Consider the following 14607-nt stretch of genomic DNA (forward strand, 5'->3'; position numbering starts at 1 on the left):
TAATTACCTTAACCTATTCTATTATAAAGGGAATTTTCTCAAGCGTCTACGCGAGCCATAACAGCATCGACCAGCTGACCGATTCTTTGCTCCGCGTCTGCCAGCGAGGAACCACGTACTGCAAAGTATACTTTGATTTTAGGCTCTGTGCCCGAAGGTCGCAGGCAGAACCAAGAACCGTCCTCCAATAAAAACTTGAGTACGTTTTCCTGCGGAAGTCCGTCCAAGCCTTGCGAGTAGTCCAGTACTTTGTCTACCTTCACACCTGCAATCTCTTGAGGTGCGTTGCTGCGCCAATCCGTCATTTTGCTCTGGATTTGCTCCACTCCATCCTTACCCTTGAGTGTACGAGACTCCAGCTTTTCAAGGAAGTAGCCAAACTGCTCGTATAGCTCTTGTAAAACATCATAGAGCGTCTTGCCTTGCGTGCTGTAATAAGCAGCAGCTTCGGCGATCAGCATGGCCGCCAAGACAGCATCCTTGTCACGTGCGTAATTTCCTGCCAGATAGCCGTAGCTCTCTTCATAGCCAAACAGGTAGGTATACTCGCCAGTTTGGTCAAACTGGTTCATTTTCTCGCCAATATACTTGAAGCCGGTTAGCGTGTTAAACACTGTTGCTCCAAAATGTTCGGCAATGACTGCACCCATTTCGCTAGTTACGATGGTTTTGATAACCGCACCATTATTCGGAAGCTTACCAGTTTCTTTTAGCTGATTCAGCAAGTAGTAAACCATAATTGCGCCGGACTGATTACCAGACAATACCACATATTCGCCATCACGGTTTTTCACAACTGCCCCCATACGGTCAGCATCAGGGTCTGTTCCGATCAACAGATCTGCACCAATTTTCTCACCCCGCGCAATGGCCAGCTTGAACGCATCACGTTCTTCCGGATTAGGCGACTTAACGGTCGAAAATTCTGCATCTGGCTGCTCTTGCTCAGGCACAATATGCACCTGTTCAAAACCGATTTTCTCCAGTACACGACGAACAGGTATATTTCCAGTGCCATGAAGAGGTGTAAATACAACTTTAAAGTTCTTGCCTGGTCCAGCTGCAATCAGTTCTCGGTTCACACTCACACCGGCTACCGTATCCACAAACGCTTCATCTTCCTCTTCTCCAAGCCAAATCAACAATCCCTGTGCCTCTGCTTCTTCACGTGTCAGACTTTTGATGTCAGCAAAAGAAGGAACCTCACGAATATAGCCAATCACCTTTTCAGCCTGATCTGGAACAAGCTGACCACCTTCATTATTGTATACCTTGTAACCATTATACTCGGGAGGATTGTGACTCGCCGTGACAACAATTCCTCCACTGGCTCCTAAATGACGTACACTAAACGAAAGCTGTGGCGTTGGACGCAAGGAAGGGAACAACTTAGCTACGATACCATTGCCCGCCAGCACCAAAGCTGCATCCAAAGCAAACTCGGGCGAAAAATGACGCGAATCATGTGCAATGACAACCGAAGGTTTGCCTTCTTTGCCAGCATGCTGCTCTAAAATATAGCGAGCGAGCCCTTGAGTCGCACGTCCGATCACATAACGATTCATCCGGTTACTGCCTGCCCCAATCACTCCACGTAGACCGCCTGTACCGAATTCCAGTTCTTTGTAAAAGCGATCCTCTAGTTCCTGGTCGTTGCCTTGCAATGCGCGCAACTCCTGTTTGGTTTCTTCATCAATATAAGGGTCTTGCAGCCAGCTCTCAATGCCTTCTAATGCTTTTTTACTCAACTGCGTCATACGGAATTTCCCCTCTCCATTTTTGGGTTGTCAAAACAGGATCTCTATGTACACATGCACTCGGTTCAGACATCGTGCTTATGTCGGCAGGGCTTGTCTATTGAGGTGGGTCTGATAAAGCAAACATAATCTCGCCCTCAGCTACTACTGTGTCGCCCACTTTCGCCGTAGCTTTCCCTTTACCAAAAGCACCTTTGGAACGAGTGATTTCCACTTCAAGTGTCAGCGTATCCCCAGGGACTACCTGTCCACGGAAACGGAACCCGTCCAACCCTGCCAAAAAGCCGATTTTGCCGCGATTGCTCTCTAGGTGCAGTAATGCGACTGCTCCGACTTGAGCCAACGCTTCAGTGATCAATACACCAGGCATAACAGGATAACCCGGAAAATGTCCAATGAAATGGGGCTCAGTCATCGTTACATTTTTAATGCCTACTGCTCTTTTACCTTCCTCCAGTTCAATAATACGGTCCACCAACAAAAATGGCGGTCGATGCGGAATAATCTCCTGAATTTGATTAACATCCAATTGCAATTTGTCCATTTACCTTAATAACTCCTCTCGCTTGCAGATTTGACTCTGTTCAGCCAGAGTTACTGCAAGCATAATATTACCCCGCTAACGCTGTATAAAAACAGCTCATCACGGCAACAATGTTAGATATCCTTCACCTACTGCAGAAGTGAAGGTTGAGATAAGGGGCTTTTTCCGCCGGTTACGCAACAGAGGCGAGAAGAAGCCCTTTTGCTCGTGCTTGGTTTTACCCCGTAGTGTTATAAACTCCCCATCATTATACATTCATCAGATGCAAAAAGAAAATTATGCGGAAGTACCATATTTGTTGCTCCTATTATGGGGGTGAAGCGAAGTTTCCTTTGAGCCAAGGGGGACAGGCTGCGCGATTTATTTGATCTTCCGATCGCTGTTGCCCCTTAATTTTCTCATTCTACAAAAGCCTGTAAGGTTAAAATTTAGGGGCAAAGGCGAACGCTACCGCTTCTCCAGATTCAAATAAACCTCTCCGCCTAGTTACTTTTGCTCAAAAAGAAGACTCGCTTCAATAATACTCGCTTGTCGTGAAGGGCAAACAAAACAAACGAAGGCCTCTGAACGGCCTCAATTGGTTGCAATCCATACTCGCTACACTGGAGGGTTCTGCGGTGAAAACATAATAAAACCCTGCGCCACTGGCACAGGGTTTGTTTTTTTATTTACTACCCACAAAATAGCGGGTTGATTTACCTTTACAAAAGTGGACAATGGCGGGTAGCAGCGGAACGAAGGATTTGAATCTGGAGAAGCGTAAGTGTTCGCCTTTGCAACGGGATTTTTACATCTAAATCTTAATAATATGAAAATTCCGTTGCAACAGCGATCGTAAGATCAAATCATTCGCGGAGCGACCTTCTCCCACCACAGTCACTTTTTTAAAAATAAATCAAGGCGCAAATATAAGATCAATGACATGCTGCCAGGTTTTCCATTCAAATACGCCTGCCAGCCCTTGCTTACCTACAATTACATATCCTGCAATTAAGCCGCCTAACAGCGAGAACAGGAGCAGCAACGGAACTACGAAATAACGAGCAGTACGCCAGCGGGATTTAGTCTTTTCAGGCACCGGACGGGAATCAGATTGTTCTTCCTTCATCACCAAATCCTTAAGCCCTCAAATTATTGGCCAGGTTCATCATCGTATCGCTAGAGGTTAATGCCCGTGCCGCCATTTGATACATCCGCTGGACTTGCATCATATCCGTCATTTCGCCCGCTAAATCCACATTAGACTCCTCAAGATAACCGGAACGCACAGATACGTCCGTTGGAACAGCACCTGCCACCCCTGCTGCCCCGAATACATCGGCTTCTGTCACACCATTTGCTAACACAAACAGGTTATCATCCCGCTGTTGCAATCCTTCTGGACGCTGTACATCCATTAGCTTAATTCGCTGACCAACTGTCGGAGCGCCAGTTCCATTAGCACGAATCAGCAATTCGCCATCGGAGTTAATAGCTACTTTGGAACCCGCTGGCGCAGTCACAGGAATATCGTTATTATCCAGCACAGAATAACCTTCCGCAGTGGTCAACATCATCGTCTCATTATCATTCGGATCAGGAATAAAATGGAAGCTGCCGTCACGCGTCCAAGCTTTTTGCCCATTTCCCTGGATTTCAAACAAGGCATTCCCCTGGATCGCCAGATCCGTAGGAAGTCCTGTCTCCTTGAGTGGGCCTTGCTCCATATTTTTCATAATTGCGGTCGTTTTGACTCCGTAGCCCAAATTATAGCCGAGCGGCATCGCCCGTCCATTTTGGAGATACGTTGAAGGCTGTTGCTGCACATTAGCCAATACATCTTCAAAGGAACCTTGTTTACTCTTATAACCAACCGTATTGACATTGGCGATATTATCGGCAATTAAATCCAAACGCTGCTGCACACTGGCCATAGACACCATTGCGCCAATCATGGAGTTGTTCATCACTTACCCCCTGTTATACACGGCCTACTTCGTTAACGGCCTTGTCCAAGCTTTTATCATAAAATTGAATAACCTTCTGATTCGCTTCATACGCTCTTAACGCAGCCATCATGTCCACCATCGACTGAGCAGCATCTACATTAGATACTTCCAGATAGCCCTGGCGAACAGATACAGTATCATTACCGGTCATCATTCTAGCTGTAGCACCATCCGTATCATTCAGGCGGAAATTACCGTTGCCCTCACGAACGAGCTGGTACGGCCGATCAATAACACTAATTCCAAGCGTCGTTCCGAGCAACTGGTTGGATTGGCTGTCCACCAATTGACCCCGTTCATTTACTTTAAGCGCTGAGACAGACCCCGTCAATTGAATTGGGTTTCCATTCGTATCCAACACTGCTGAACCAGTCGACGAAAGCAATGCTCCCGTTCCATTTACTTGGAAATGCCCATCACGTGTATAGCGGACATTACCATTATTGTCCCGTACCGTAAAAAACGCTTCTGGACGATAGGTGACTTCACCGTTAGCATTGATGAATTTTCCAGCCTGATCAAAAGCCATAGGTCGACCAGTAGCCGGGTCGTTCACATTAATATTGGACTGTAACGCAAAATCCGTAGTTTGTCCACTATCCTTCAACGCTCCCTGAATGTAAGGAGAGAGGCTTTCCTCAGCAAAAACGCCAGTATTGAGCTTGCCGACCGTACGGTCCGGGTTATCAGGGTTTCCCCCCGTCATGGAAATAAGCATTTCGGGGAATGAGCGTTGAACGCTATTCTCCTGTTTATATCCCGTGGTATTCATATTAGCAATATTTTGCGTCACAGTGTCATGACGTCGTTGTTGTGTCATCATTCCGGCGGCCGCAGTATATAAACCTCTCAACATGTATCGTGCACCCCAATCCTATACTCTGCTCATCAATTATATGCTCGCATGGAGGCACTAAAGCCAAAATGCTAGGCAACCTGCCTGACCGCACACGAGTCTCTTATAGTCACTATCGGCAGATTAGAACTTTTTCTTAACCACATGATCCAAATTATCCAGCATAATTCCTGTACCTTTAACGACACAATGCATCGGATCTTCAGCAACCAGCACTGGAACACGCAATTCTTCAGCAAGCAGCTCGTCCAAACCGCTAAGCAACGCACCACCGCCAGTCAAAATGACACCACGGTCAATAATATCGGCTGATAGCTCCGGTGGGGTCTGCTCCAGTACAAACTTAGCTGCAGCTACAATCGCTGACACGGGATCTCTCAGCGCATCCTGCACTTCTTCCGCGGAAATACTTAACGTCTTGGGCAATCCGGATACCATATCCCGTCCACGGATGTCCATCTCAGCACGTCGTCCGCTCGGATGCACGGTTCCGATAGCAATCTTGATATCCTCAGCCGTACGTTCCCCGATGAGAAGCTTGTACTTCGTTTTTACATATTTCATGATGGCTGTATCAAATTTGTCCCCTGCCATTTTAATAGAAGAAGCTGTTACAACATCTCCCATAGAGAGGACTGCAACGTCTGTTGTTCCGCCACCGATATCTACGACCATGTTGCCGCTAGGCTCAAAGATATCCATTCCGGCCCCGATGGCAGCCGCTTTTGGCTCTTCCTCCAAAAATACTTCTTTCGCCCCGCTACGCTCCGCCGCTTCACGAATCGCTTTTTGCTCCACTGAGGTAATGTTCGTCGGCGCACAAATCAAAATACGAGGGTGGCTGTACCAGCTTTTTCCCCCTACCCGATTAATAAAATATTTCAACATCGCTTCTGTTACTTCAAAATCGGCGATGACACCATCACGCAATGGACGGATGGCTATGATATTACCAGGAGTACGTCCTACCATACGGCGCGCTTCTTCTCCGACAGCCAGAACTCTTTTTGTATCGCTTTCTATCGCAACAACGGAAGGTTCGTCAAGAACAACCCCCTTACCTTTGACGTGGATAAGCACGTTGGCCGTACCGAGGTCGATACCGATATCATTACTGAACATATTAAAAAGGCCCCCAAAGTGATATTTTAAAAAGCTAAGATTCGACAAGAAGCGGCAAATATATGTATAAACCTACGGTTACATGTCATTTTTCGTCTTGTACCATCTTTTAACATATCATACTTCAGGGGGTTGATTCAATGGCTTTGCCAGCCAATTCACTATATATTTTTAGGACTTGCCGGAAACAAGAATTCCCCTTCTTTTCCCACTCGTTTTTTTGTACTTAATTTTCGTCGCTTCCCCCCCCCGCAGATGGCGGATGGATTTATGGTATTCGAGAATGTGCTTCACCTGATCGGCAAGATCCGGGTTAATTTCAGGCAGCCGTTCGGTCAGATCTTTATGCACCGTGCTCTTGGAGACACCAAATTCCTTGGCAATCGTACGGACCGTATTCCTTGTTTCCACGATACAGCGACCGATTTTGATGGTCCGTTCCTTGATGTAATCGTGCACGCTCCCGCCTCCCTACTGTGGATAGTTTGGTACATTATATGAGGAGCGTGCCTATATATTCGCGGTTTGGTGGGAAGACATGCTTCGGAAGGCCTATTTATTTGGCAAAAGCAGCTTATGTTTACCTCATGCGCTAAAACTACACAAGAAAAAAGCAGGGAATTTGAATTCCCCGCTGTGTATGCAAAGCTATGATCCATTTATTTTTTAGGAAGCAGACCTGCTGGATTCACCGGCTTGTCATCCTGGTACACTTCAAAATGCAGATGTGTTTTCAAATCCTTTTCAAGCTCGTTGCGCCCTGCTGAAGCAATCACATCATTTTGTTTCACTTGATCGCCTTCTTTTACTTTCAGATCGCTCAAGCTTTGGTACACTGTTTTGAGATTATTATCATGCGTGATTTCTACGACGTTACCTACCAGCGGATGTTGTTCCACACGAGATACTTTTCCACTCAGAGCGGCTCTCACTTCAAACGCCTGATCGTCGGACCGAGAAAGGTCAATCCCCGTATTAGCGGTAAATGTTTTATCGTACTCTACCATAGCTGCCGCTTGCTCATCAGCTGTCGCGTTTTCGTCAAAGAAAGGCTTTACGACCTGCACTGCGCTAGCATCTGCCACCGGCCATGCGATATTTTCTGACTGAGCAACAACCTCCACACTTTCTGGTTGTTGTTCGTTAACATCGGTACTCACTGCGCTTGTGCTTTGTAACGATGGACTAGCTGGGTCAGGTTTGAAAGACTTCTGGCTAGCATCCTGATAGACCCACACTAAGGTTAGTATAATGGCTGCTGCGGCAATGTAGGCTGCCGGGTATGCCCACCTTTTGGACAACAGCTTTTTCCACGAAGACGGCCGTGAAGCTCTTCCACCCTGAAAGGTTTTGGGTGTATCTTCATGATTTTGGTTCTGGTTTTTATTTTGTTCACTCATTTGCTCATCACCTCAGTAACCAGTGTTACCGGGCGCAACTCTTTTATACTTCAAAGTTACGAAAAATTTACTAACTTAGAATACGAGAGGCATTCGCAAAAGAAATGCCAGTATAATAGTGAAGAAGAATCTGAGTGGCGGTATGACCTTCCTTGGCCATTCCATTGGCTCCCCACTGGCTCATACCGACGCCATGGCCATACCCATAGGTTGTTATTGCAATCCGGTCCCCTTCGGTCTTCCACGTAAATTCAGCCGATCGCAGCCCTAGTTTGTTACGAATCTCCGGCCCCGTAAAGACCAAGCCTCCCACCTCAATCTTCTTGATGCGATGCCCTTCTGTCTTGGAGAGTATACGAATCTCTGGCATACTCCCACCTCCAGTAGAAGCAGTGACCGCAGCACGACTCAATCCCAATCTATCGAACACGCTCTGACGGCTCAGTGTGACGGTTTCTGTAAAACGGGGGGCCAGCTGCTTGTCCCATGGACTAGACACACTTCGTAAATAGGGCACGGCCTTCGCCCATACATCCTCTGAATTTTCAGTATAGCCGTTGCTGGTAGAAAAAAAAGAAGCTGTAATGGGTTTACCCTCATATACCATGATTGTATCCTTAGTCTCGCGCACAGCCTGGCGAATTTTTGCCAGATCTGCGGATTTACCAGAACGCTCCCATTCTCTAGTAAGTTTAGCTTTGGAGATGTAAGCCTGGTGTTTAACGGTATCTGTCACATCTGCGCCCGCCGGGGCGCCGCTGGTGTCATCAGCCAACAAACGCCGGGTAATGAACGTACGCGCGGCGATAGCCTGTGCTTTCAATGCCTCTTCCTCAAAGCTGGGCGGCATTTCAGCTGCTACTACGCCGACAATGTATTGCTCCAAAGGTAATGTCTCCGTCCGGCCAGTAGACGTGACGTACACCCGCACGTCCGGCTCTACCACGACCGGAACGCTACGCGCTGGAGCAGCGGGTACGGCCGGTATCGGCGGGACACCCGGCAGGCGCGTGACGGGTGCCTCGCTCTTTGCCGTCGTATTAGACTGCGCGGGTGCGGCTGTGCGGCTCCCAGTCGGCAAAGGCTGCGCCGCCTGGCGAGGCCATGCCATGAGTGCGGGCACAGCCATGGCAAGCACCAGCACCCCTGCCATGGCGGCAAATGGCAGCCATGGGCGGCGGCTGCCCCAACGCGGAGCTCGCCCGGCTGCAGGTCGCAGATGCGGCTGCGGTCCCCGCCGCCTGCTTGCGTCGTATGTGTTACCGGGCGATGTTCCAGCCTCAGGAAGCATCGTACCGACAGTGTGAGTAGTGGAAGTCAACGCTGTGGTACGCCGATTGGTCTTGGCGATAGTCGGAAATGCACCTGTTGATTCTGCATGCTGCTGCATACGTTTATTTTTCTGCAACGAAGTTGCTATAGAGCCAGAGCTTTCCTCCGCAAGTGAGACCTGGCGATGTTCCTGAGGATGATGAATTGGTATACGGATGCGAACCTGTGAATCTTTCATAGGCTGAAACCTCCATCAAAGGGCTAAGTGTCCGGCTGAAAGTACAGATATACTCCAGCAGATATTTTCAATCATATGAGGTCGTCCACTTTGATAGAACCGTTTTAAGAGAACTGAAAGAATGAAAAAGACAAGCAGCAAAAACACAAAAAAACCAAGCCCTTTCGGACTTGGTTCTAATTGTTCAAGTTTATACCTATGCCAATAAGTTAAAGGTTAGGCGAGGGAAGGCTGAATCTTCTTGAACAGATTCCCCGGCGTTTCTTCTGCCACAACACGCTCTGTGCTAGCCGAATGATCCAGTTTGGATTCATCTACAGTCACTCTGTAAATATCCGCTCCCAATCCAGTCAGTTTCTCAGCCAAATGAACGTAACCACGATCGATGTGATGAACGCCAGATACCTCCGTTGTACCTTCTGCAATAAGTCCAGTCAGAATTAACGCCGCACCTGCACGCAAATCTGTCGAGGTTACTTTCGCACCCGTCAGCTTAGCATTGCCAGTTACAATCGCCGAACGACCTTCGACTTTAATTTCTGCATTCATGAGATGAAACTCATCCACATGCATGAAACGATTTTCAAACACAGTTTCCGTAATGATGCTCGTTCCTTCAGCGGCAAGTTGAAGTGCCATCATCTGAGACTGCATATCGGTTGGAAACCCAGGATAAGGCAGCGTTTTAACATCAACGGCCTTTAGCGGCTTATCCGCAATGACACGAATACCATTTTCATCGGGTTGAATCGTTACACCCATTTCTTCCATCTTGGATATAACCGGTCCCAAATGATCGGATATTGCGCCTTCTACATATACGTTCCCGCCTGTGATCGCAGCAGCAACCATATAAGTACCTGCTTCTACCCGGTCGGGAATGACCGTATGTTTTACTCCATGCAGCTTCTCGACGCCTTCTATACGAATTACGCCTGTGCCCGCACCGCGTACTTTGGCTCCCATGCCATTCAGGAAGTTGGCGAGATCAACGATCTCAGGTTCCTTAGCAGCATTCTCAATGGTAGTTACGCCCTCAGCAAGAGTAGCGGCCATCATAATATTCTCGGTTGCTCCTACGCTGGCTACATCCAAATAAACTTTAGCTCCGCGCAGACGACCGTTACTTTTAGCTTCAATAAAGCCCTGGCCCAAGCTTATCTCGGCGCCCAACGCTTCGAACCCCTTCAAATGCTGATCAATAGGTCTTGTTCCAATTGCGCATCCGCCTGGAAGCGAGATTCTTGTACGTCCCAAACGTGTAAGCAATGGCCCCATAACCAAAAATGATGCGCGCATTTTCCTAACCCACTCGTAAGGGGCTTCACAGGAAATTATCTTCCGCGCGTCAACACGAATGACCTCGTCTTGGTATGTAACGCCTGCTCCTAAGGACTCCAGCACTTTGTTAATGGTCATCACATCGTCTAGAGGAGGTGCATCCATAATAACACTTTCTCCTTCTTCTCCTAACAGAGAAGCGGCGATGATCGGCAGAACTGAGTTTTTGGCTCCGCTGACTTTGACACTCCCGGTCAATCTGTTGCCACCGCGGACGATAAATTTGCTCATCTATGGTTCCCTCCGCGCGTCATTTCCCTTTTCCATTCTGGAAAAAAGAACATATTCCGCTATTTTCATGCCTTGCTTTTTCATTACATAAAAAAACAAGATTTTATTAATACCCTAACTGCCATCATACCACTGATTAAAACAAGTATACAAGCGTTTTTTACACTTGACGACCACCTGCGTTCTAACGGATTCAGGCTGTTATACATGTACGGTGCTTTTGTTTACCATTGTTAACAATATGGCATGATGTTATTCGACAATTCCTGCACATACAGAGTCATAAAGTCATATAACCCGCTTACTTCATGTTAAAACAAATTCTACAGCATCTGGCTCCAAGAGATGTAGCTCAATAAGAAACCAGAAACCAACTGTCCCAAAATAATAGCAAGAAACAAGTGCAGCAATCTGCCCTGCGGTCCTTTGGGTTGCCGGATTAGTAAATCCAGCTTTAAGCTTTGCAAAGCCCACCAAGCTAACGCTATACAGATGAGCGATACGATCATAGAGATCAGCGCGGTCATACTCGCCGATTGACTTAACTGTTCAGCCAACTGCTGCTTCCCGTTCATTCGTAATCCCTCCCATCTGCGTCACAGACTTCTTTATAATACTCGGCAAGCGCCTAATATGCTAGTGCTATTTCTGTTTCCAGTACATTTATTTCGACAAAATGTGAATAATCACTTCTGTTTCGCGAATTTAAAAGGTACTAAATACCTAGCTATCAACCTAGAAATAGGACTATACTTTTGGAAAAGACAGCTAAAAAAGGGCTCGATCACAGTGATCGAAGGAAGCAAAGGCGTCACTTTACCTTCTGCAGGCATTCTTGGGCAGAAGTTATGAAGTGGTCTCTTTGTCATTCCATCCGTATACTATGCCGAACCCTTTTTAAATTCCACTCAAAATCCAATATTAATTCTTATTGGTTCTGATACTTGTGGCATTCAATCGGTTAAGCGCCCGTTGCAGAGCGACTTCTGCCCGATGATGGTCTATCTGTTCCTGCTTGCTCTGGAGCCGCAGTTCTGCCCGCTCCCTTGCCGCACGGGCACGTTCCACATCAATATCTTCGGAACGTTCCGCACTCTCAGCCAAAATGACCACTTTGTCTTTGCGGACCTCAATAAAGCCCCCATTGACCGCAATCACTTCGGTTTGACCACCGATTTTAATGTGAACCGGTGCAATCTTCAAGGGAGTGACCAAGGGAAGGTGTCCTGGTAAAATCCCAAGATCGCCTTCCGAGCCGCGAACACTGATGCTGTTTACCTGTTCTGCATAGACCAGGCGCTCCGGCGTCACAATCTCTAGTAAATAGGTGCTCACTTGAATCCCTCCTGGAAGCTGTCCACAGACAGCTCACTTCGTAAGGCTCGGCTATTCTCTGCCTGTATGTTTACAACGTTTTAGCTTTTTCAACTGCTTCTTCAATGGCTCCTACAAAAAGGAAGGCCGCTTCTGGAAGGTTGTCATGCTTGCCCTCCAAAATTTCTTTGAAGCTACGCACCGTTTCTTTAACCGGTACATATTTACCCGGGAAGCCGTTAAATGCCTCAGCAACGTGGAAAGGTTGTGAAAGGAAACGCTGGATTTTACGGGCACGTGCTACCAGCATTTTATCTTCTTCACTCAACTCGTCCATACCCAGGATCGCAATAATATCCTGAAGCTCATTGTAGCGGGCCAAAATTTGTTTTACCCCTTGCGCTACATTGTAATGCTCTTCACCCACAACGTCTGGAGACAAAATACGGGAGCTCGATGCGAGTGGATCAACCGCCGGGTAAATACCCATTTCGGAAATTTTACGTTCCAGATTCGTTGTAGCATCCAAGTGAGCGAACGTTGTAGCAGGAGCCGGGTCCGTATAGTCATCCGCAGGCACGTAGATCGCCTGAATGGAAGTAACGGAACCTTTTTTAGTAGAAGTGATCCGTTCTTGCAATTGACCCATCTCAGTTGCCAGCGTAGGCTGGTAACCTACTGCAGAAGGCATACGTCCCAACAGGGCAGAAACCTCAGAGCCTGCTTGGGTAAAGCGGAAAATGTTATCAATAAAGAGCAACACATCACGGCCTTCTTGGTCACGGAAATATTCCGCCATCGTTAGACCTGTGAGGGCAACACGCAAACGTGCACCTGGGGGCTCGTTCATTTGTCCGAACACCATCGCTGTTTTGTTGATAACGCCGGAATCTCTCATTTCATGGTACAAGTCATTTCCTTCACGTGTGCGTTCACCAACACCCGCAAATACAGAAATACCACCATGCTCCTGAGCGATATTGTTAATCAGTTCTTGAATGGTTACGGTTTTACCTACACCAGCACCACCAAACAATCCGACTTTACCGCCCTTGGCATAAGGAGCCAGCAAGTCGATAACTTTAATACCAGTTTCGAGCATCTCTGCTTGAGTTGTCAGTTCTTCGAAAGAAGGCGCTTGACGGTGAATCGGATTTCTAGCCGCTTCACTCATATCAGCACCATTGTCAATTGGCGTTCCAAGCACGTTAAATACACGTCCAAGAGTAGCTTCGCCGACAGGTACAGAGATAGGCGCTCCCAGATCTATTGCTTCAGCTCCACGAACCAAACCATCTGTGGAAGACATGGCAATACAACGCACACGGTTGTCACCTAGATGTTTTGAAGCTTCGAGCGTCAGGTCAATTTTGACTCCGCTCTCCAGCACAGTCCCAATATGAATAGCATTCAGAATTTCCGGAAGCTGTCCACGTTCAAACTCAACGTCGACAACCGGACCCATGATGCTCACTACGCGTCCTTTGTTCATCTTTTGGTTTCCCTCCTACAAGCTTGCACAGCCGCAAATCTGAACCATTCTGATTTGTTTTGCGCCCGCAGTTTATCATAATAGTGTAGACCCTGTTATCAAATAGTCGCAAGCCAGTCGTATTAAGACTGAGCGTTAGCCCCTGCGACAATTTCCGTAATTTCCTGGGTAATAGCCGCTTGACGAGCACGGTTATAGGTCAAGGAAAGCTCTCCAATCAACTTGGTAGCATTCTTCGTAGCAGCTCCCATCGCCGTCATTTTCGCTCCCAGTTCACTTGCTTTACCATCCAGTAAAGCGCCGTAAATGAGCGTTTCCGCATAACGGGGCAGCAATACTTCAAGCACTCCCTCTGGTGAAGGTTCATACTCATAATTAATTGAGGATGAAGCTGTAGCTGAATCCGGTGTTGCCATCGGCAACAACCGATCAACTGTTGGAATTTGAGTCAATGCGTTAACAAAGCGGTTATAGCATAGATAAAGCTCATCAAATTCTTTAAGTTCAAAGCCTTGTACGGCTTTGCTAGCAATCGTTTTGATATCTGAAAATGCAGGTGTATCTGATAGATCTGTTACCGATTCTGCAATAGGGAATTCACGACGTCTGAAATAATCCCGTCCTTTTCGCCCAATGATGAAAATCACGAATTCATCCTGTGAACGGTGACGTTCAGCAATCGTCTGCGTAACCTGTCGCAGAATATTAGCGTTATAACCACCAGCCAGACCACGATCAGATGTAATGATGAGATAAGCCGTCTTTTTAACCGGACGACTCTCCAGCATTGGATGCTTGATGTTATTCGCTCCAGAGGCAATACTACTCACAACTTCTTTGAGCTTTTCCGAGTAAGGTCGAGCCGACTCTGCTTTCTCTTGAGCTCTTCTCAGTTTGGAGGCAGCGACCATTTCCATCGCTTTCGTAATCTGCTTCGAACTCTGCACACTTTTAATCTGACGTTTAATGTCGCGCATACCTTTTGCCATGATTTCACCACCTTCAAGCTTTGGCCAAACCAAAGCTAACTTCATAAGATTAAAATCCAGACG

The 14607-nt window shown here is 47.2% G+C and carries 14 protein-coding genes; all 14 read right to left on the reverse strand.

What is annotated here, in order from left to right; genetic code table 11:
* Nucleotides 1–38 precede the first annotated feature (38 nt).
* The gene (locus EGM68_RS23475; RefSeq protein ID WP_129550110.1) at nt 39–1757 is read right to left on the reverse strand and encodes a phospho-sugar mutase; all 1719 of its coding nucleotides are present in this window, start codon (nt 1755–1757) and stop codon (nt 39–41) included.
* A 97-nt stretch (nt 1758–1854) separates the two neighbouring features.
* A complete protein-coding gene (gene fabZ, locus EGM68_RS23480) occupies nt 1855–2301 on the reverse strand; it encodes a 3-hydroxyacyl-ACP dehydratase FabZ (protein WP_013373420.1) in 447 nt (148 codons plus the stop codon).
* 895 nt (nt 2302–3196) lie between these two features.
* A complete protein-coding gene (locus tag EGM68_RS23485) occupies nt 3197–3409 on the reverse strand; it encodes a DNA-directed RNA polymerase subunit beta (protein WP_007432733.1) in 213 nt (70 codons plus the stop codon).
* Between the two features lie 10 nt (nt 3410–3419).
* Entirely contained in the window at nt 3420–4247 is an 828-nt protein-coding gene (locus EGM68_RS23490) for a flagellar hook-basal body protein (RefSeq protein WP_016324819.1), read from the reverse strand.
* A gap of 13 nt (nt 4248–4260) precedes the next feature.
* Nucleotides 4261–5145, reverse strand: a complete 885-nt coding sequence (locus tag EGM68_RS23495; protein WP_129550111.1) for a flagellar hook-basal body protein — start codon at nt 5143–5145, stop codon at nt 4261–4263.
* Nucleotides 5146–5268: 123 nt separating this feature from the next.
* Nucleotides 5269–6267, reverse strand: a complete 999-nt coding sequence (gene mreB / locus EGM68_RS23500; protein ID WP_016324820.1) for a rod shape-determining protein — start codon at nt 6265–6267, stop codon at nt 5269–5271.
* Between the two features lie 171 nt (nt 6268–6438).
* On the reverse strand, nt 6439–6726 hold the full coding sequence (gene spoIIID / locus EGM68_RS23505; RefSeq protein WP_013373425.1) for a sporulation transcriptional regulator SpoIIID: 288 nt from the start codon (nt 6724–6726) through the stop codon (nt 6439–6441).
* A gap of 200 nt (nt 6727–6926) precedes the next feature.
* Nucleotides 6927–7667, reverse strand: a complete 741-nt coding sequence (gene spoIIQ / locus EGM68_RS23510; protein WP_016324821.1) for a stage II sporulation protein SpoIIQ — start codon at nt 7665–7667, stop codon at nt 6927–6929.
* Between the two features lie 70 nt (nt 7668–7737).
* Entirely contained in the window at nt 7738–9177 is a 1440-nt protein-coding gene (spoIID, locus tag EGM68_RS23515) for a stage II sporulation protein D (protein ID WP_129550112.1), read from the reverse strand.
* 216 nt (nt 9178–9393) lie between these two features.
* Nucleotides 9394–10749: a UDP-N-acetylglucosamine 1-carboxyvinyltransferase gene (murA, locus tag EGM68_RS23520; RefSeq protein WP_016324823.1), complete on the reverse strand. Its 1356-nt coding sequence runs from the start codon at nt 10747–10749 to the stop codon at nt 9394–9396.
* Between the two features lie 323 nt (nt 10750–11072).
* Nucleotides 11073–11324 carry a DUF1146 family protein gene (locus tag EGM68_RS23525; RefSeq protein ID WP_013373430.1) on the reverse strand — a complete coding sequence of 84 codons (252 nt, stop codon included), beginning with the start codon at nt 11322–11324 and terminating at the stop codon, nt 11073–11075.
* Nucleotides 11325–11670: 346 nt separating this feature from the next.
* Entirely contained in the window at nt 11671–12084 is a 414-nt protein-coding gene (locus EGM68_RS23535) for a F0F1 ATP synthase subunit epsilon (protein ID WP_129550113.1), read from the reverse strand.
* A gap of 70 nt (nt 12085–12154) precedes the next feature.
* Nucleotides 12155–13555, reverse strand: a complete 1401-nt coding sequence (atpD, locus tag EGM68_RS23540; RefSeq protein ID WP_013373432.1) for a F0F1 ATP synthase subunit beta — start codon at nt 13553–13555, stop codon at nt 12155–12157.
* Between the two features lie 122 nt (nt 13556–13677).
* The gene (gene atpG, locus EGM68_RS23545) at nt 13678–14544 is read right to left on the reverse strand and encodes an ATP synthase F1 subunit gamma (protein WP_013373433.1); all 867 of its coding nucleotides are present in this window, start codon (nt 14542–14544) and stop codon (nt 13678–13680) included.
* Nucleotides 14545–14607 lie beyond the last annotated feature (63 nt).

Origin of the sequence: Paenibacillus sp. M-152, assembly GCF_003856555.1 — a bacterium.
Lineage (GTDB): Bacteria > Bacillota > Bacilli > Paenibacillales > Paenibacillaceae > Paenibacillus > Paenibacillus polymyxa_C.